The 18,892-nt window shown below is 41.5% G+C and carries 18 protein-coding genes and 2 pseudogenes; 15 read left to right on the forward strand and 5 right to left on the reverse strand.

All coding sequences use genetic code 11. The annotated features are described in order from the left end of the window. Positions 1-99: 99 nt before the first annotated feature. Complete coding sequence (locus ABEB05_RS00785; RefSeq protein ID WP_265786626.1) at positions 100-1,995, forward strand: potassium transporter Kup; 1,896 nt, start codon at positions 100-102, stop codon at positions 1,993-1,995. Between the two features lie 806 nt (positions 1,996-2,801). After that, positions 2,802-3,620, forward strand: coding sequence for a universal stress protein (locus tag ABEB05_RS00790; protein WP_265786627.1), 819 nt, complete (start codon positions 2,802-2,804; stop codon positions 3,618-3,620). Between the two features lie 191 nt (positions 3,621-3,811). On the opposite strand, the gene ABEB05_RS00795 is transcribed toward ABEB05_RS00790, so the two are convergent. Both ABEB05_RS00795 and ABEB05_RS00800 read right to left on the reverse strand, forming a co-directional pair. Continuing rightward, positions 3,812-5,488, reverse strand: coding sequence for a hypothetical protein (locus ABEB05_RS00795; RefSeq protein WP_265786628.1), 1,677 nt, complete (start codon positions 5,486-5,488; stop codon positions 3,812-3,814). Positions 5,489-5,513: 25 nt separating this feature from the next. After that, entirely contained in the window at positions 5,514-6,701 is a 1,188-nt protein-coding gene (locus ABEB05_RS00800; protein WP_265786630.1) for a c-type cytochrome, read from the reverse strand. A gap of 438 nt (positions 6,702-7,139) precedes the next feature. Here ABEB05_RS00800 and ABEB05_RS00805 point away from each other — a divergent pair, with 438 nt between their 5' ends. Beyond that, positions 7,140-7,550 carry a DUF6567 family protein gene (locus ABEB05_RS00805; protein ID WP_265786631.1) on the forward strand — a complete coding sequence of 137 codons (411 nt, stop codon included), beginning with the start codon at positions 7,140-7,142 and terminating at the stop codon, positions 7,548-7,550. A 249-nt stretch (positions 7,551-7,799) separates the two neighbouring features. Here ABEB05_RS00805 and ABEB05_RS00810 read toward each other — a convergent pair. Next, positions 7,800-8,714, reverse strand: a pseudogene (locus tag ABEB05_RS00810) (serine hydrolase domain-containing protein). Beyond that, positions 8,636-8,890: a hypothetical protein gene (locus ABEB05_RS00815; RefSeq protein ID WP_265786632.1), complete on the reverse strand. Its 255-nt coding sequence runs from the start codon at positions 8,888-8,890 to the stop codon at positions 8,636-8,638. Before ABEB05_RS00815 ends, ABEB05_RS00810 begins: the two are co-directional and overlap by 79 nt. A 254-nt stretch (positions 8,891-9,144) precedes the next feature. On the opposite strand from ABEB05_RS00815, the gene ABEB05_RS17065 reads away from it, so the two are divergent. The 12 genes and pseudogenes from ABEB05_RS17065 (at position 9,145) to ABEB05_RS00865 (ending at position 17,939) form a co-directional block, all read left to right on the forward strand. Beyond that, a complete protein-coding gene (locus ABEB05_RS17065) occupies positions 9,145-9,429 on the forward strand; it encodes a DUF6064 family protein (protein WP_350356641.1) in 285 nt (94 codons plus the stop codon). Next, positions 9,422-9,808 carry a DUF6064 family protein gene (locus tag ABEB05_RS00820; RefSeq protein WP_345694222.1) on the forward strand — a complete coding sequence of 129 codons (387 nt, stop codon included), beginning with the start codon at positions 9,422-9,424 and terminating at the stop codon, positions 9,806-9,808. Before ABEB05_RS17065 ends, ABEB05_RS00820 begins: the two co-directional genes overlap by 8 nt. Next, entirely contained in the window at positions 9,798-10,250 is a 453-nt protein-coding gene (locus ABEB05_RS00825; protein ID WP_265786636.1) for a hypothetical protein, read from the forward strand. The genes ABEB05_RS00820 and ABEB05_RS00825 overlap by 11 nt, the downstream gene beginning before the upstream one ends. Before the next feature lie 8 nt (positions 10,251-10,258). Continuing rightward, positions 10,259-10,600 carry a hypothetical protein gene (locus ABEB05_RS00830; RefSeq protein ID WP_265786638.1) on the forward strand — a complete coding sequence of 114 codons (342 nt, stop codon included), beginning with the start codon at positions 10,259-10,261 and terminating at the stop codon, positions 10,598-10,600. 624 nt (positions 10,601-11,224) lie between these two features. Next, entirely contained in the window at positions 11,225-13,747 is a 2,523-nt protein-coding gene (locus ABEB05_RS00835) for an efflux RND transporter permease subunit (protein ID WP_265786640.1), read from the forward strand. 920 nt (positions 13,748-14,667) lie between these two features. Beyond that, positions 14,668-14,928 carry a hypothetical protein gene (locus ABEB05_RS00840; protein ID WP_265786642.1) on the forward strand — a complete coding sequence of 87 codons (261 nt, stop codon included), beginning with the start codon at positions 14,668-14,670 and terminating at the stop codon, positions 14,926-14,928. Positions 14,929-15,255: 327 nt separating this feature from the next. Beyond that, positions 15,256-15,779, forward strand: a pseudogene (locus tag ABEB05_RS00845) (hydrolase). 14 nt (positions 15,780-15,793) lie between these two features. Next, a complete protein-coding gene (locus ABEB05_RS00850) occupies positions 15,794-16,204 on the forward strand; it encodes a hypothetical protein (RefSeq protein ID WP_265786646.1) in 411 nt (136 codons plus the stop codon). Positions 16,205-16,210: 6 nt separating this feature from the next. Beyond that, entirely contained in the window at positions 16,211-16,471 is a 261-nt protein-coding gene (locus ABEB05_RS17070; RefSeq protein WP_350356644.1) for a DUF4332 domain-containing protein, read from the forward strand. 19 nt (positions 16,472-16,490) lie between these two features. Further along, positions 16,491-17,219 carry a DNA alkylation repair protein gene (locus ABEB05_RS00855; RefSeq protein ID WP_265786648.1) on the forward strand — a complete coding sequence of 243 codons (729 nt, stop codon included), beginning with the start codon at positions 16,491-16,493 and terminating at the stop codon, positions 17,217-17,219. Between the two features lie 49 nt (positions 17,220-17,268). Beyond that, the gene (locus ABEB05_RS00860; protein ID WP_265786650.1) at positions 17,269-17,436 is read left to right on the forward strand and encodes a hypothetical protein; all 168 of its coding nucleotides are present in this window, start codon (positions 17,269-17,271) and stop codon (positions 17,434-17,436) included. Further along, a complete protein-coding gene (locus ABEB05_RS00865) occupies positions 17,415-17,939 on the forward strand; it encodes a hypothetical protein (RefSeq protein WP_265786651.1) in 525 nt (174 codons plus the stop codon). Before ABEB05_RS00860 ends, ABEB05_RS00865 begins: the two co-directional genes overlap by 22 nt. 223 nt (positions 17,940-18,162) lie before the next feature. Here the strand turns inward: ABEB05_RS00865 and ABEB05_RS00870 are convergent, their stop codons facing one another. Then, complete coding sequence (locus ABEB05_RS00870) at positions 18,163-18,723, reverse strand: flavodoxin domain-containing protein (RefSeq protein WP_265786653.1); 561 nt, start codon at positions 18,721-18,723, stop codon at positions 18,163-18,165. Positions 18,724-18,892: the final 169 nt, after the last annotated feature.

Below are 18,892 nucleotides of genomic sequence, written 5' to 3' on the forward strand. Positions count from 1 at the left end.
CAACAGCAACCATGAATGAACGGCTCACGTTGTGTAAGATAATTCCAACTGGAAATAGTTCATTTTATTTAAATTTAATAATTTCTCCAGTACACCCTTATGAGTAAAAAAGAACAAAAGAATTCAAAGCCAACCGGCAAGCGTCTTGCCATTTTAAGTCTTGGAGCAATTGGAGTTGTATATGGGGATATCGGCACAAGTCCGATTTACGCTATTAAAGAATCGTTTCACTCTTCTTATGGGCTTGCTGCCAGCCCGGCAAATATTATGGGGGTGCTGTCTTTAATATTTTGGTCTCTAATTCTGGTTATCTCTGTTAAATACCTTTTGCTGGTTTTACGTGCTGATAACAAGGGTGAAGGCGGCATTATAGCACTCACAGCACTTGTTAGTCCGCCTACAGAAAAGGCTGAGGGACGTCGGTGGTTTCTGGTTCTAACCGGCTTGTTTGGCGCTGCATTGCTATATGGAGACAGCATGATTACCCCTGCGATATCCGTGGTAAGTGCTATTGAGGGTCTTCAGGTTGCCACTCCGTTTTTTGAACCATACATCATTCCAATTACCATCGGGATACTCATTGCACTCTTTGCGGTTCAGTCGAAAGGGACAGCCGGTATAGGTGCCATATTTGGTCCTATTACACTCACCTGGTTTTTAACGTTGGCAATTCTTGGAATCATTCAAATAGTGCAGCATCCAAATGTGCTTCAAGCTCTTAATCCAGCTTTTGGCTTTAATTTTTTTATTCAAAACGGTTGGGCGGGATTCTTAGTGCTTGGTTCGGTATTTCTGGTAGTAACAGGTGGAGAAGCTCTTTATGCTGATATCGGACATTTTGGTCTAAGGCCTATACGAATTACTTGGTTTTGTGTGGTACTACCTTCACTTCTTCTGAACTACTTCGGGCAGGGTGCACTTGTTATAAATAATCCGGAATTTATTGAGCATCCATTTTTCCATATGATTCCAAGGTGGGGGCTTTACCCGCTTGTTATTATTGCTACAGTAGCTACGATTATTGCTTCCCAAGCTGTTATATCCGGTGCTTTCTCACTTACTCGGCAGGCTGTACAGCTGGGCTACATGCCCCGTCTTAAGGTTAGGCAGACCTCAGAAAAACAATTTGGGCAAATCTATATTCCTGTTATTAACTGGATTCTTATGATCTCATGTATTGGATTAGTACTGGGTTTTAGGTCATCCAGCAATCTTGCATCGGCTTATGGCGTTGCGGTTACCACAGACATGGTATTCACAACCATTCTATTTGGTGTCGTTGCACTAACACGGTGGAACTGGAGTAAATGGATTGTCAGCATTATGGCCTTGGCACTGCTAGCGATCGATCTTTCATTTTGGGGTGCCAATCTGGTTAAAATACCAACTGGTGGCTGGTTCCCACTTGTAATTGCCGGTATTATGTTTACAGTGATGACCACTTGGAAGCATGGACGCAGAATACTGGGCGATAGGCTGCAAGATAAAATTGTACCTCATGAAGAATTTATTGAAAGAGTTCATAAAAAAAATCCGGAAAGAATTAAAGGTACTGCCGTGTTTATGGATTCAAATCCGGAGGGTACTCCTCAGGCTTTATTGCATAACCTCGAACACAATAAGGTGATTCACGAACGGATCATTTTACTTTCTCTCATCATGCGAGAAATACCCAAGGTACCGGATGAAGAGCGTATGGAAATCAAGCCGCTTGGAGAGAATGTTTTTCGCGTTAATGTGGATATTGGATTTTCAGAAGAACCTAACGTTCCAGTTTTACTTCGTAGCTGTGATATTGGTGACTCCGAATTTAAGCTGGAAGAAACAACATTCTTTTTGGGTAGAGAGACAATGCTTGCAACCCAAAAACCGGGGATGGCTATGTGGAGAGAAAAGCTATTTGCCTGGATGTCACGCAATGCCGAACGGGCAGCCTCATATTTTCATATTCCTTCAGATAGAGTGATAGAAATCGGTACACAAATTGAACTTTAGCAAGTTCACAGACCAAATATTTAAGCAATGTGTCATATATGTCCCGGTAGATTTTAAAATGATTAGGTCGTGAGAATATAATGTATAGTGATTCAAAAGAAATGCAGTTATTAGTGAGGATGGACTGATCCTGATATTGGAATTCCTGGTGGATTTGGAACGGGGATTGAGTTTCAGAAAAAGGGTATAGTGAACAAACCCGGGGATCAGAATATCCACCCTGATTGCGATGACAGGAGGCTTATCGATAATCTTATAGGAGTAGGTTGGAGGAATTTACACTTGGAATTGTACTGTTAGGTTTTACGCCGATAATCATGGCTAGATATTTTCAGTATACCCGTAAAACGGGTAAGCTGTATCTTTTTAAGGAAATAGCCGTTTCTTTGACCTTTTCTGTCGGTATAGCTGTAAATAATAGGATACATTATACTTATCAAGGATTACTATAATATCCGATAGATATTTGCCAATATATGAATAGTTAAAGAGGGAAAAGGCTGTAGGTAAATCTCCCACAAAGTTCTAATACGAGTAGACGATTTATTTCGTGGAAATCACTATAAAAAGGCGTTTCAGTATTTTGCATTTAATTATGATTAATGCCATGGTAAATATAAATCAAAGATAATCATGGACTCATGACTTCACAACTACGTATTCTGGTTTATAATTCTCATGATATCAATTAGATTTATATCGCTTTTTGACTCACGATATTTTAGGTAAATGACCTACAAATAAATACGCTTTATCAGCCTAGTTTGCGATAGGTTAAACAAATAATTTTAAAAACATGTGACAATATGAATATCCAAAAAATTCTGGTACCCATAGATTTCTCGGAATGTTCAAAAACGGCAACTTTATTTAGCTTTGAATTAGCAATAAAGCTTGATGCTCGATTATATTTAATGCACTCAATGGACAATATTTTTTCTATGCCATTAGAAGAATTTAAGGAAGAGTTAACTAAAAATGAGCGTTTCCAGCAAGTAAAAGTAAAGACCATAACAGAAGTCGGGGATCCTGATTTGTCAATACTTACAGAAGCGCAGGTATTGGATGCGGATCTCATCGTAATGGGAAGCAAGGGTAGTTCCGGTGGCAAAAAACTGTTGGGAAGCACGACCACAAGAGTTGTTTCTAAATCCAATATCCCGGTACTTGCTATACCCCAGAACAATTCATATGCCGATTTTGAGGATATGGTGTTTATGACTGATTTCAAAGAAGGAGACTTATCCGCATTGTTGGAAATATCACATTGGGCCCGGTATTTTAATGCCAATCTGCATGTTCTTCATATTTTTACTGATGATTCTCTTGAGGAATTGATCAAATTCAGAGGATTTAAGGAAGTCGCTAGAGAACAGGTAGTCTATGAAAAGCTATTCTTTGAGCGGATTTTTAACTCATCTTTTGAAGAGGGATTTTTTAATTATTTAAAAACGCGCAATTCCAATCTGTTTATTTTGCCGCGATACAAAAAAGCCCCCTTTCAAAAACTGATAAAAAAAGATCACGCTCGACAAATTGAGTTCGAGTCCAACATACCCTTTCTCAGTTTACCAGCAGAAAAATTTATAGGGAAGGAACAACAGCACAATACTCTCAAACAATAGAGTGTTTCACTCTTTCCATTTAAATTCGATCTTAATACTAGTGGAAGTAACATCAGATTTAGTACGACGGTCTACATCTATATTTAAAATTACATTTTTGGGTATATCCAGCTTAAAATCATCAGGAAACGCAATATTACCTTACCGGAGACTACTGATCCAAAACCTCAAATATCCCGAGTTCCGATCATTTATTTTAAAGTAATTTTTGTACTCGCCAAAGCTACAGAAGTACTTTTCGACATAGAATCATAATAATTTACAAAGCGGTTGGTTTCGGGGGAGTCATAGGGCGCCAGATTTTGAGCCCATCGAAATGCTATGGGCTGGTAATATAATTTAGTATCGATTTGCAATGGTCCTTCTATATCCTTCAGATTTATACGGAATCGGATACGATCGGTCCCGCCAATGAAATCCTCATCATCAAATGCCTGACCCTGTACCGCAATATCTTCTTTAGCTGTGGATTTGTCGAAGCCATCTGGCAGAATCCTGTTGTCTTTAATAAATTGGATTGCGGTTAGCAGACCCGTGGTCACCTTACCATCAGGGTCGGCCATAATAGCTTCGTAAACTTGTACTTGGTCCTGACTTGTTATTTCTGAATAGTGCGGTTCATATTTTCCATCGTTATCATCGTTGGCATTACCAACAATTGAACCATCCGGACGGACCGCTCCGGATTCAAAAACGATACTACCGTTTCGATCGGTAACGGAAAAATGAATCCAAACACGTCTGGATGGATATGCTGTCGGCAATTTATGGCCTGCCAGATTATTGATAGTAACATCAACTATGGCCTGATTATTTTCCATATAAGCGTTTGCTATCGAAATTTGAGCAGATTTGGTTTGCAGGTGATCTATGGTACGATTGATAGCAGCGTCCATTTCTTGAGGTAAAGCCTGTACGCCCAGTTCATCACGGTATCGATTAAGCATACTCATCATAAAAAAGTTACCACCCCGGAAGGAGTGTCGGGAGACATTTTTGCGGGGTTGTCCCCATACCGAAGATATAACTGTGCTGTCTTGTACTTCAGGCATGTGACAGGATTGACAGCTTTGATCGTCAACAAAACTGCTGTGTTTCCACTCCAAATAGGGGACCTGCTCGGGAAGTTCACCTATAACCTCACCTTCGGAATCAAGTGTGTGGGTGTAGAGAGTATGACAAGTAGCACACATTTCGGACTGTTGAATATGCTTCGATTCTTTTTGCTGAAATCCGGATGAAGAATGCATGATTTTAGATCTGCCGGCATCTACGGGATATGGGCCATAAACTTCTCGTTGTCCCATTGGCTGCAGCGTATCAATAAGGAACCCGCCTACAAAACTTTCACGTTTACCAAAGTTGTCACCCTGGATCTGATGACAGGTTGTACAGGACACACCATCTATAGCAAGCAGATTCTGTTGCGTTACGGCTTTATTTGTAGGAAGGTTTGTAAATACTTCTGTCATCTTTCCGTTTGCATTGGCCTGGTAGTGGGCCATGGGCATATGACAGGTAGAACATTCATTTTCAATAAATGCTTGTGATTCGGGATGATCCATAACTTCACGGCGCACGGCGGCGTGCCAATATGGATCGCGGGCTGAATTGGCCATCATAGAAGCACGCCAGCTTGATCCAAAAGAAATATCCTCTCCCGAAGAAGTTATAAGGTTGTTATGGCAGCTCAAGCAGTTGTCTGCTGTCTGGAAAAGCAGGTGATTTGCTATGGTTACATCCATCCCATGAACCTGTGGCACAGAAACAGAATCTGATGTTCCGAAATTAAAGCTTATCCCTAAAGAAATTACCAACACCGGGAGTATAATAATGAAAATTAAATGTTTATTTACAGATTTTGCCATGAGGTTTCCTTTTCATTGTGATTCTTTACCAGCCTTCAAAGATTCCCCCGTCAAACCAGTCCCACAGGATATACACCATAAGTTGGGTATCCCGCTCAGGGTCGTCCGCCGGAATTCGCACCCCAATATTCAGCATAATATGTTGTCGGGTGTTAAGAGTCACCTGCATTTGGGGTGCAATGTCCCACTGTGTAACAGCTCCTGATTCAATTTCCCTGGAGCCGAGAATCTCAACCATGGGCGACCACGTTCGTCCCCAGGGGATTGGATTAAAACTCTTGCCTATCGCAGCTCGCCAAAAAGCTTCGTCCTCTGCTTTGTCACGGAGCAGGGGATATTCTAGGCCGGTTTGAAGGTGAAAAAATCCTCCACGGGGGAGGATCTGGCCGTAGGATGCAAAAGGCTCCAGCACCGTCGTCCCAATTCCGTATCTGGTAGCTTCATCGCCGGTGGGGACAATAACTTCTCCAGTTAAACTAAAGATGGATCCGCTGTTGAGGTTATGATAGAGCGTTCTTTTTACTCCCAGAGCCATATCTCCAAGGTGTCCACCACTCCAGCCACCATTGCGTTGCTGGGTATATCCGAAAGGAAAAACAATTTCAAGCTGATTCCGGGCGCCAAACCGACGTTCATATACGATTTCATTATTGACAGCGCCTTCATTTTCCATATCAATGGAGGTGGAAAAAACCGCTTCGTCTTCGGGGTATGCCTTTTCCGTAACCAGGGGGCGAGGCAGATTTAGCTCTCCACGTGGCCAGTTGTCATCAGTGCAAAAGGTTCGAAGATGGTCCATGATTTTTTTTAGATCCCGTTCCGACAAAGCTTTGCCAAAGGCAGGCATCTCCTTTGAGAACCCCCGGGTAGGTCCACCTTGATGTGCTATGGCTATCCAGTCTCCATCGGGTTCCCGGGTGGCAAAATTACATTCAGTGAAGTCGGGCGGAGCCACTTCAAGTCCCAGCTGAGTTGTGGAAGTACCTTTGCCGTCGGCTCCGTGGCAATTGGCACATGCCTTCTTATAAAGTTCCGCACCTGTTTTCGGAGGGTTTGCTATCGAGGAGTCGTACGTTAGCGTTGAGTATGCTTTGTCGCTGGAATGAAACTGGAAATTATCTTGCTGGGTATGGGTAACCGACGTAAAGGCAAAAAATACCAGTGTTACCGTGGTGATGAATAAAATTCTTCTGAACGGATAAATTTTTCCCATCGCATGCTCCTACCTAATAATTATTAAATCCTTTCATCTGTTATTACAATTAAACAGCTATCAGGTCTCAATTATTAAGAAGGAATGTTGATTTCTCTTGTAGGTATTATCCTTACAACAGGTTTTAAGATTGGCAGAATATTCTGATTAGTAACATCTCAATTACACTAAGTCCTTATCTGATACCGATCGCAGTTATTAAAGAAATTATATCCTTTTAAAGTTAATTTTGTCCTGTGGTGATAAATGCAGCTAAGACGTGAGATGTGTTTTCCAGAGCATTAAACTTTTTGATATATGTTTTACTTGTGAATTATGATTAAATCGGTGTCACGAAGTAAACTTAATTCCTACAGTTGTTTAGGTAAATCCCTTACATCTTCGGAAATGGAAATTTGTTAAATAGGTTTAAATTTATAACCCAAAGGAGAAGCTATCTTGAAAAACATTTTGATACCAACACTACTACTGGCAATGTTACTTACCGCATGTACCAGCTCAGGGGCTTTTTTATCGGCTAATCAAACAATTGTCAATCTGAATGAGGGCAACTATGCTTTATCGGCAACAAATGTCGCCGGAGAGGCAGAGTCCGCCTACCTGCTCGGGTTAAGTTATTCAACCGGTTTTACGGCCAGTACTTTGGCTATTGCCAGGGTTGAAGGTACAGGAATGCTGTATGCCGAAGCTCTGGAAAATCTGTGGGAAAATTATGAAAATGAATATGGGGCGATTTCAGGTCAAAAGCTGGCGCTTACCAATGTTCGATACGATACGGATATCCTGAATCTTGTACTTTACACAAAAGTGAAAGTTATGGTGAGAGCCGATATTGTTGAATTTGAATGATCTGCCTGTAGTAAAGAGTGTTTTGGAAAATCACGCATTTTGATCAGTATTAAAGCGTGAGGAAATTCAAAATCGTACCATAGAAAGGCATATGTGTGGGTTTTGAATTTGTGAAAATGCAGGGATTAGCTAAAAGAACGGTTTTGCAAAGGCTCTATAAAATGATAATAGTTCGGATGGCAAGGACGCATCAATAGTAGGTCTAAAGTAATCTTAAGCCGGGCGTGGGGTTCTATTGGATCTCATTTTTCAGTTCTCGGAGTAAAGAAAAGAATAGCTAAAAGTATCAATTTGAGCAGCATGACTGTGTCCCACAGAAATATTGGACAAAACGATCACTCCTTTTCTATTGTCTGCATCCAATACCATGGAAGAGCGGTAAGCCCCTGTCCCCCCATTGTGCCAATACCATGTTGTGGTTGAATCCCGCCTTAGGATAAACCAACCCAGCGCAATATCCATTTTTTTGCTTATACTGAATGTCTTTTCCCGTTGTAATTTCAAAATTACATCATCCTTGTCAAAATTGGCCTGACCGAATTTGACCAGATCCTCCGAAGTGGAAAGAATAGCTCCGGCCCCCGGAATGGCCCCCAGATCCCAGTTGCTGGCAGTTTTCCCGCGCTTACTTAATCCCGGTATAAGTTTATCCTCAACCAATGATCGTTGCTTCGTGGATTATTGCATATCCAATGGTTGGAAGATCACTTGTTGTAACATCTCCTCGTATGATTGATCTTCAAACTGGGTCAACACATATCCAAGGATGCCGGCCCCGATATTGGAATACTGAAATACTTTACCCCGTTCGTTTTCTGATTCCATTTTGTTGCTCATATAGTTTCGGAGTTTTTCTTCATCATAATCTTTATAGGGATTATCCATGTGCCATAGTAATTCCCTTATAAAGCCAGAAGGACTTCTGGGCAGACCTAACATATGATTTACGAGCTCTTTGAAAGTAATCTGCAAGCTGTCTTTTAGCGGGAAGTTTGAGTAATGCTGTATTGGCTGATCAAGCAGTAGTTTATCACGATAAGCCAGATTGGCAAGCAGGGTAGAGGTAAATATTTTCGAAAGGGATCCTATTTCAAATACGCGTCTTTTGTTGTCAATCGTTTGTATCGTATCAGCTGTACGGATACCCCATAAAATACCGTGGATGTGTCATCAATGAATGCGATCGACAGTTGGGTCTGGTTGGGATAGTAACGTAGTGTGTTAAAAACATGGTCTATCTGTGCCTCGGATACCCCGGGTGAGTGCTGAAGGTTATTTATGGCTACTTCAGGATTGCTGACACTTCCAAAGGCAGTAACCATTATGATTAATTTCATCATAAATTCCTCTTGTTTTATTAGTTAAATGGTGTGTTTGTGAACTTCAGATTTAGTTAAGTCTAAGTAAGTCGTTCGCTTTTAGTGTACCATTTTATGATTCTACAGTATGTTAGCAGTCCTGCTAAATCTGCTGTGGGAATTTGGCATGCACGGATATAAGTGATTTACCTACATTGATTTGGTGCTTTCCCTTCCAACGGTATAATCAAGGATCTCATAAGTTTTTTTATCAATGAAAACATGAAAGACATGAAATGAGGGAACTGCCGTTTACGATAGATCAATTTTTACAGGTATTTGAAGTCTATAACCGAGCTATTTGGCCAACACAATTTGTTGCTTATCTGCTTGGTACAGTGGTGATATGGCTTGTAATAAAACAGGGTCTATCCTCCGAAATATATATAAACCGAATAATTGGTTTATTCTGGATTTGGATGGGAGTAATTTATCACATCATCTTTTTTGCAGTGATAAATCCTGCAGCTTATATCTTTGGAGCTCTGTTTATCCTGCAGGGGGGGCATTCTAGTGACTGAAATAAAAGATGTCCAACTACGATATAGATTTGGAAAAGATATTTATAGTGTAACAGGTATTATTTTTATCCTGTATAGCATAATTATTTATCCGCTGCTCGGATATAGTTTTGGCCACGTCTATCCGCAGTCGCCTGTGTTTGGACTTGCCCCCTGTCCAACAACCATATTTACCTTTGGAATACTTCTCCAGGCCAAAGGGAGAATCCCCCTTTGGCTCATAGCCATACCCGGAATCTGGTCGCTCGTAGGCTTTTCTGCCGCATTCCAACTTGGGATCTACGAAGATATTGGATTGATCGTAGCAGGAGTGTTGGGAGTAGGTATGCTGATGTTCAAAAATCATAAATCAAAATTTGATATTGCATATGGAACGTAACAGATTCATTAAATCCGGCAAAAGTTTTTATATCCTGATGGGATTGATCCTATTTCAGGGAATAAGCGGAATTTTTGGAGGAGGCGCATTAATACTGGATTCCAGCGGTGCTATATTGCAAATGCCACTCAGTATGCTTAGAGGTTCACCTTTTGAAACATTTTTGGTACCCGGAGTCATCCTCTTTTTTGTATTGGGGATTTTCCCATTGATCGTGTTTTCAGGGCTCTGGAAGAGAAAGTCATGGGCATGGACAGGAGCACTACTGGTGAGTATCGCTCTTATAATTTGGATTAGTGTTGAAATCGCCTTGGTAGGATATCACTCCGAACCGCCCCTGCAGTTGATGTATGGGTTAGTGGGAGTGGCTTTATTGTTGCTAACGCTGATGTCTTCTGTTCAGCATAGGCTTAGAAGTGATGCTTTTCGCGCTAAAAAGTAAAATTTACTATGGGGAAAATAATCTTCTCGCTTGTCATAGTTATCCATGGGTTAATTCACTTGTTGGGATTTGTAAAAGCCTATGATTTGGCACCCGTTGAACAGCTAACCGAAAATATATCTAAAACAGCGGGGCTGATCTGGCTGCTGGTATGCATACTGTTCTTGGTCACAGTATTTCTTTACTTTACTCAGAACGATGTCTGGTGGGTAGTAGGACTAGTGGCGGTTATTATTTCGCAGGTGCTTATTATTCTTTCCTGGAGCGATGCCAAAGCGGGGACAATTGCTAATATTATCATTGTGATACCTATCATTATAGCTATTGCCGATCATCTCCCAGATAACTAATGCTTATTATTTGATGTCAAAAGATGGCAAGAATCGATAACTCATCACATAAAACTGCTTTACCGGGTAGGCAGTACTGCCACGTTTCTCGCGCTTGGATTTAACGTGGTTGATGTGGCACTGGGGATCGGTAAGGCGAACTTATTTTTCCTGGAGCAAGAGAGGCTGTCGGTGGTTTGCTGACTATCACATGGTTTCTTCTTACGGCACTTAGGTTATTCAAATTGAGTGAATCTAGAATTGGGTGAAAATAGTTACCCGCAAGTGATCATTCTAAGAGTAAAGAAAACCCCTACAAATTTTTTATGATTTGTCTTGCAGGGGGCGCCTGAAAAACTGGTAAAATTCAGTAGTGATAATTTAGAATACAAAAGAGGAAGTCTTATGGAAAGTTTTACAAAAAGTTAGAAAATGGGAAAAGTTATAACTCTGAATGAGCCCAAAATTACCAATCATCGGTGGCAAAGGCTCTCTAAGCTCGGTGGGCGGCTTATACAGATCTGCAACATCCTACAGAGATCGATACCGGGTAAAGAGTAAAAATCCTTCTGATTTGAATTAATCGTCCAGATAAATTGAACAGCAAGTCAAAAGAATCAATTCAACTAAAATACCTATCCAAAAATGCTTGAATCCCTTTTTGAATATCTAAAACCTGCAATACGCTTCTGTATACGATTCCCGTCAATCGTTCTTGGTACAGGCTTTTTGCTGGCTGCAGTTGGATTGCTTCTTGCTCTGAACCTCCGCATTGATAACGATTTCTCAAAATTACTTCCGGAAAGCTATCCTAGTGTGCAGTCACTTGAGAAACTGAGGGAACAGGTTGGTACTCCCAATGAAGTGGCTGTAATAATTAATAGTACTTCTTTTGAACTGAATAAGGAGTTTGCGCAACGGCTTATACCGGAAGTAATGAAAATGAAGAACCGATCGGACGATTCTCCCTATTTTAGCAGGGTCTTATTTCGAAAAGAAACAGATTTCCTGAAATCTAATGCCCTGTGGTTTGCCACTGATCAGGAATTAAGTCTTATTGAATCCTACCTCGACGAGGAGATTGAACTTGCACGGATGAGGGCCAATCCTTTCTATTTTGAACTGGATGATGATACGGCTGCGTCTGATTCACTTGGAACTGAGCTTCAACAGGCCTATGACGAACTTATCGGATCGGAATACCCGATTTCGGCTGACTCTCTGACCATGGCTGTCCGCTTTTATCCTGCCGGTTCCCAAACCGATATCCGGTATATTCGTGAACTTTACGAAGACCTTAAGCTCCTTACTACCCGGCTTGCGAAAGAATTCGGTCAGGAGGATCTAAACCTGGTCTTGGCAGGGCGACTTCTCCGCTCTCTCATCGAAATCGACAGTATATATCTTGATGTGCGCGATTCCTTCTGGGCAGGTACGATCATGCTTTTGTTATTGGTTATGGGCTATTTTTTTTACAAAAATTACCACATTCGTACAGGGGGAGTCCACTCTCTGAAAGTTTTTGTATCCGAACTATTCAGGCTTCCGGTTACAGCATTAATCATGGCGGTCCCCCTGATTGTGAGTCTCTGCTGGACATTCGGCATTACCTGGTTGACTTTCGAAACCCTGAATATCATGACTTCTACTCTGGGTTTGTTGCTGTTTGGTATGGGAATTGACTTTGGTATCCATTTTTATGCCCGCTATATCGAAGAGCGCGGTGAAGGTAATCCGATTGAAAAAGCGATTGAAACAACTTTTATGACGACCGGACAGGCGATAGCATCGGTAGGTATTACTACTTCAGTGGCATTTTTCATATTAATGATCGCTGATTTTAAGGGTTTCAGTGAATTTGGTGCCATTGCCGGTATAGGGTTACTCTTCTCTATCTTTTCCATGATATTTCTGTTGCCTGCATTGATAATACTGTTGGAAAAAATGGGTTTTCTGAAAACTTTAATGTCTGTCAATACATTTCAAAAAAAAGATAATAACAGTTTGTCTAAGCCGGATATTGACAGAAGAATACTTGCAACCGGTGTTATCCTGATATGCCTGGCAGCCACTGTTTTGTCGGGCTGGCATGCCCGCGGCCTAGACTTTGAATATGATTTCGGAAAACTTGAACCGGTCTATGAATCGTATAACATTGTTGCACAAGAAGCCCGTAAAGTATATAGCGACCGGAAAACCAGAAATGCGGCCTATATTATTGCCGATAATCCGGAAGATGCCATTGAATTACGAAATGTGTTGTTAGAACGAATCTCTTCAGATACACTTACTTCAACGATAGAGTCGGCTGAGATATTCCAGGACCGTTATCCTTTTTCTGATGCAGAACAGCAACAAAAACTTGCCAGAATTGAAGGAGTTCGGGACAGGCTCGATGACTCATTTCTACGAACCAGTGATTCTGAGCAACTTCATCGATTGAAGCGGGCGGCATCTACTGTTGAATCGATTCATCTTGAGCAGGTCCCCGATTTTCTATTGGAACCGTTTACCGCTAAAGACGGGTCGATTGGAAACCTGGTTATCATCTATCCGTCGGTCCCGTTATCCGACGGACGCAACTCGATGAATTTTGCAGATGACCTATCTAATATCGAATTGAGCAATGGAAAAATCTATAACGCGGCTTCGACCTCAATTGTAGCTTCCGATATGTTGCGACTGATGATTCATGAAACGCCCCGTATGGTTGCTATCACACTTACGTTCATTATTTTGATAAAGCTGATCATTTTCAGGAGCGTGAAATGGATGGTTCTTGCACTGTTTCCATTGGCTGCCAGTTTTCTCTGGCTGTTCGGTTTTATGGAAATTGCAGGGTGGAAACTCAACTTTTACAACATTGTCGTGCTTCCTACAATACTAGGCATTGGAGATGATAGTGGTATTCATATCATCCATCGCTACCTTGAGGAAGGCAGGGGATCTATCTACAAAGTGATCCGTTCCACGGGAGAACATGTTACGGTGAGTTCGCTTACTACGATGCTGGGCTTCGCCGGGTTGTTGTTCTCCACTCATCCGGGGATGAGATCGATTGGAGAACTTGCCGTGGCCGGTATCGGCCTGATGCTGTTTGCATCTTTGGTTTTATTGCCCTCTATTTTATACATCCTGGAAAGATGGAATAAAATCAGAATCCGTTAGGTTGATCAGTATAAGAAGGACAGATGAATTTTTACAATCAAAAAATTTTAGCCATCTAATACCCTGTAAAATCGTTTCTTGAACCACTCCGTGGCCCAAAGATATACAAGGCCGATCAACACCATTGAGAAAAACATTATACCTCCAAGTGGAACAAATCCAGTTATATCATAGATAGGGAGATAAATCAGGATTATGGTGGCTACAATGGTTACAATTGAGGTACTAACCAAGCCACGTGAGATGGCCGGCCTGAAAAAACAGACTTGCGGGATTTTGTGAGAGGTTGTGTGTAGCTGAAGAGGCGGAAGGTGCACTGGCAATTTGGTTACGAGTTTCATGGGCCGGTGCATTCAACATTGGGATTGCTTTTTTGGAAGGGCGGGTATCCCCCGAAGTTATAGCATTCGGAGTGTTTGCGAATTTCTATGTCTTTCCTCTCGTCTCAGGTGCTATGAATGGCATCATCATGATCAGTGCTACCGTGGTGATTCTTCGAACCGGTGTCTTCTGGCGATGGCTGGGCTGTTCCGGAATCTTGATCGGCATTAGGCTATCGGCGGGTTTGCAGCGTTTGTTGAAAACAACCCCGGCGGACTGTTTGCAACCATTAGTGCTTTCGTCTGTCTTGCTTACTTTTTGTGGATTGCGGCGGTGTAGATTGAATTGGTACGGGCTAAAATATGACGATATCAAACAGCCTTGATATTTAAATAAAAAGAAACAAACTGATCAACTGAAAACTTTATGTCATTGTCCCAAAAGATAATCAATACCCTTACTTCAACAACAATTAACCTACCTACATAGGGTGAGCAGTGGCTTGGCGTATCTTTTTAAAATATATAAGCAAAAAATTGATGAAAGGTCTGGACATATATCTAATATGATGGGTAATTTCCAACATTGTTGGTATTCTGATGTTCTGGGCAGCTTATAAAAAGCCCAAGCTGGCTAGGGGAATGTTTTTCCTGTTGTTTGGATGGGCAAGCTGGTTCAATTACACTACAGCTCATACAACCCCTGAAGTATATCTTGACTATGCCTCAATGTCGGTGGATTTGTGCAGTGAATCTATATTGGGCTGGTTCAGCCATCAATATCATTCCTGTCATTTCAGTAATACCTGTTGGTCATGGTATTATAGCTCTCGGTATGATATTCAGGGGTCTGTGGGTTAAACTGTCTTGCACAGGTGCGATTATATTTTTGCTGAGTATAGCACCGCTCGGCGTGGGTACGGGATTTCCGTTTTCCATCACAGTTTCAATTGCTGCTTACCTGATCAATTGCAAGGAAGGTTATGATTATTTATGGATATCCCCAAAACAGAATGCCATAAACAGCCATCTCTTTGAGACGTTAATATCATCAAGTAGTGAATTCCCTTAGTTGAACAGACATATATGACCTACAGTAATTCAATCTGACATCGGGTTAATTAGATATATAATGAGCTGGAAAAAGATAAGTACGGTTCTCAAAAGTTAATCATAAGTGGATATGCAATGGAACTGAATAAACTACCGTTTTATGACGTCTCCGATAATCCGACCGGTTGTTGTCCACGGTTTAAAGCCGAAGGGTGGGACAGACAGGAGCTACATTTCAGCATAAACCATTTGTTAAGGCTACAACCCGAAGCCTGTTCCACATCCCGCTGAATATGGGTCGTGTGTTTTCGAAAACTTTTGATACCATAGAGAAAGCGGGAGCTCTTGAAAAAGATCAGTTTGTTGTGTTAACCCGCGATCTTTCTCCATGGAAAAGCGAGCACTATTTTTCAGTTAACAAAGAAGTGACGGGAGAGGAGATGGAATATATCAGCGGAGATTTCCGCACTCGTGTATTCGAGGGGCCCTACCGCGAAGCCGGTAGATGGTATTATGAACTGAAGGTCGAGATCAGTCAGTCGGGAAAACATCCGGAAGCAATATATTTTTACTATACAACATGTCCCAAGTGTGCCAAATATTATGGCAAGAATTATGTAGTCGGTTTCGCCAAAATGAATAATGAGAGAGTCAATTAACGAGTAACAGGCAAATGAATAACAAATATTTTTTTAATCTGAAGAAATACGCGTTATCGGATTACGGCAGGGAGCTCGAAGAGGGGGAACTGTTTCTGGGTAGGAGACTTCTCCAGGAGAATACTAAGGAGCGATTCAAAAAGCTCAGTGACAGAGGTATCAGTAACCTTGATGAGCTGGCAGAAATTCTAAAATCCAAAGGAAAGATAGATCAACTGGCAGATGAGTCAGGAGTTCCTGCAGAGTACCTGAAAATTCTTAAAAGGGAACTTAATCGGCTTTTGCCCAAGCCGGTCTATCTGAATAATTTTCCGGGCATTCCTGTATCTGTCATTGCTAATCTGGAAAAGTATGGTATCAAAAATACATTCCAGCTATTTGAACAGGCCGATACAATCGAAAAAAGGGACAAGCTTTCAAAGTAAGCAGACATAAGTCTTGCTTCTATTAATGAACTGCTCAAATTATCTGATCTTTCCAGAATATGGGGCGTAGGATCTGTGTTCTGCAGAATTTTTTTTAAGGCTGGTTTTGATTCGGTCGGCAAAGTGGCAGAGGCCGAAACATCAGAATTATATGAAGCGCTGACAGAAACCAACAGAAATGGAAACTATACAAAGGCCAGATTTACGGTTAAAGATGTGGCGTCCTGCATTGAATTTGCGCGGCAGCTGCCAATAATCATTAAATAAAAATTTTAACACAGAAGCAATGGATACGAACAACATTCTGAATGAAGTTCGAAGGGAGCTGAAACAAAACAGCGAGCCTGAAAACAGGAAAATCGGCAAGACCTTCTTCAAAGAGGAGGTCCGGTTGTATGGAGTTAAAACGGCAACCGTAACACAAATAGCAAAGAAATATTTCAAAGAGATCAGTGATCAAAAGAAATCTGAAGTATTTGGGCTGTGCGAACAGCTTTGGCAGTCGGGTTACACGGAGGAATCCTATATCGCCTGCAACTGGGCGTATGCTCTACGTAAAGATTATGAGCCGGATGATTTCATCATATTCGAAAAGTGGCTTCATCTATATGTAGTAAACTGGGCCTCGTGTGATACGCTCTGCAATCATACAATTGGTACCTTCATCGAGATGTATCCTGAATATCTGCCAGAATTAAAACTGTGGGCTAAAGCGGAAAATCGGTGGGTGAGACGCGGATCTGCCGTCACGTTAATTGTCCCAGCTCGAGATGGCAAATTTCTGAAGGAAGTTCTGGAGATCTCCGAACTGCTGCTTATGGATGACGATGACCTGGTGCAGAAAGGGTACGGTTGGTTAATGAAAGCAGCCAGTGAATCCCATCAAAAAGAGATTTTTGATTATGTAATGAGCAAAAAAGAGATCATGTCGCGGACGGCCTTGCGGTATGCTATTGAAAAGATGCCGGATGAACTGCGAGCGGCGGCAATGGATCGGGCGTCAAAATCAGCATAACTAATAGTGTGCGTGAGATTAATGGGAAAACTAAGAGAAGGATAAAACCATGGAACAACAAAATTCGCATAAGACAGTTGGATATTGGGCTGCCATCTTTGCCAGCGTGTTCAGTATTGCTTATTTCGTAGCGCAGCTTTTCGAATGGATGGGAATGCTGGGATCGCACGGGGACCTGAAAGCTCTAGTACTCCGATGGGCATTGTACTATTGCTGACGCCTTCATTGCTGCTGGGCGTATCTTTTGTGGTATTGATGGCTGCCGTGCACTATCAGGCTTCGGAGGAGAGAAGAATCTGGAGTCACATCGGCTTGAGTTTCGCAACGGTCTATCTCACGCTGATCGGAATTGTTTACTTCGTTCAGCTTGTGCTGGTTTTGCCACGTATTATGCGTGGTGAACTTGAGGGTATTGAGTTTCTTGTTTTCGTTCCTTTTGATTCGTTCCTATATGCCGTTGACATTCTTGGCTACAGTTTTATGAGCCTGTCGACCTTGTTTGCAGCAATGGCTTTTACCGGTGATGGACTGGAACGAATCGTACGGCGGTTTATGATTGCTAACGGGCTTATTTTACCTTTCCTGGTTTTTCAAATGTACTTTCATCCTCTTATTTGGATTGCCAGCCTCTGGGCGATCACCTTCCCGGGGTCGACGATATCACTGTGGCTGTTGTTCAAGAGGAAGGTACCGAAATTGAATAGATTCGGAGCTGTTTAGCCCACTAACCTCTAATATGGTATAGAATGGGTAAGCGAATCAAATATTCTTCAATAAGAACAATGGACTGGAAACGAAAACTTATTGTGCTTGTAGGTCTGTCGGTGATAGTGATTGTTGCTTATTTTCAGATACCACCGGTCCATATTTGATGACTTATGGCTCATCCAATCTTCCATAAGATGTTCAACTTCTTTTGTCCGGGTATTCTGCACTCGTTCTGTCATTTGTTTATAGAATTCTTGGTTTGGATTTTTACCATTTCTTTTTCCAGTTTATCCAGCAATTCTTTCACCTGGTTCCAGTCGGTGTATTCGGTATCTTTTGACGTATCGGTACTTCCTCCGCTTTTCTGGGCAATCATTCGCATAATGATTTTTTTAAAAAAGTTATATTTTGTATAGCGAAGTGCGCCGGCCACCTGCTCTACAAAGGTCGGATTCCATCCCGTTTTGTCAAAAAAATTATTAGCGATTTTTTCAAGCTCTTTTTGGTTTTGGGAATCATCATAAACAGCCGTCAAACTTACCGATAAGAAACCCGTGGGCATTTTATTTAAAGATTTGTGATGTTCTTGAACGTAGTGTTCAACAGAATATTGGTATTTTTCAGCATGAAGCGAAGCTCCGATAATAGTCGCATCAAAACTATTTGGATTTACATCGGGGCCGGTGGCATCCACAATCGTAACCTGATGGCCATTATCTACGGCTTTGCCACGCAGATAGTTGCAAATTTTTCTTGTTTGTCCTTCCGTTGTACCGTATACAATTAGCAATTTCATGGCGAATTGAATAGTTGGTTATCAAGCTAGTTTGTTTATAGTAAAATATAGGTGTCTTTTGCTGACAAGGTAGAAGGATAAATAGAAGATTAGGGTAGGCATTTTCCCTACAATAGTGTTGGCAAGCAACGGAACTATAAGGGATCGAGAGAATTTTTGCAGCTTGGAA

It is taken from the genome of Fodinibius salicampi (assembly GCF_039545095.1).
GTDB classification, from domain to species: domain Bacteria; phylum Bacteroidota; class Rhodothermia; order Balneolales; family Balneolaceae; genus Fodinibius; species Fodinibius salicampi.

Coding starts and splice junctions, on each gene's coding strand:
- ABEB05_RS00785 (WP_265786626.1), top strand. CDS start 100: ATGAGTAAAAAAGAACAAAAGAATTCAAAGCCAACCGGCAAGCGTCTT.
- ABEB05_RS00790 (WP_265786627.1), top strand. CDS start 2,802: ATGAATATCCAAAAAATTCTGGTACCCATAGATTTCTCGGAATGTTCA.
- ABEB05_RS00795 (WP_265786628.1), bottom strand. CDS start 5,488: ATGGCAAAATCTGTAAATAAACATTTAATTTTCATTATTATACTCCCG.
- ABEB05_RS00800 (WP_265786630.1), bottom strand. CDS start 6,701: ATGGGAAAAATTTATCCGTTCAGAAGAATTTTATTCATCACCACGGTA.
- ABEB05_RS00815 (WP_265786632.1), bottom strand. CDS start 8,890: ATGATGAAATTAATCATAATGGTTACTGCCTTTGGAAGTGTCAGCAAT.
- ABEB05_RS17065 (WP_350356641.1), top strand. CDS start 9,145: ATGAGGGAACTGCCGTTTACGATAGATCAATTTTTACAGGTATTTGAA.
- ABEB05_RS00825 (WP_265786636.1), top strand. CDS start 9,798: ATGGAACGTAACAGATTCATTAAATCCGGCAAAAGTTTTTATATCCTG.
- ABEB05_RS00830 (WP_265786638.1), top strand. CDS start 10,259: ATGGGGAAAATAATCTTCTCGCTTGTCATAGTTATCCATGGGTTAATT.
- ABEB05_RS00835 (WP_265786640.1), top strand. CDS start 11,225: ATGCTTGAATCCCTTTTTGAATATCTAAAACCTGCAATACGCTTCTGT.
- ABEB05_RS00840 (WP_265786642.1), top strand. CDS start 14,668: ATGTTCTGGGCAGCTTATAAAAAGCCCAAGCTGGCTAGGGGAATGTTT.
- ABEB05_RS00850 (WP_265786646.1), top strand. CDS start 15,794: ATGAATAACAAATATTTTTTTAATCTGAAGAAATACGCGTTATCGGAT.
- ABEB05_RS00855 (WP_265786648.1), top strand. CDS start 16,491: ATGGATACGAACAACATTCTGAATGAAGTTCGAAGGGAGCTGAAACAA.
- ABEB05_RS00860 (WP_265786650.1), top strand. CDS start 17,269: ATGGAACAACAAAATTCGCATAAGACAGTTGGATATTGGGCTGCCATC.
- ABEB05_RS00865 (WP_265786651.1), top strand. CDS start 17,415: ATGGGCATTGTACTATTGCTGACGCCTTCATTGCTGCTGGGCGTATCT.
- ABEB05_RS00870 (WP_265786653.1), bottom strand. CDS start 18,723: ATGAAATTGCTAATTGTATACGGTACAACGGAAGGACAAACAAGAAAA.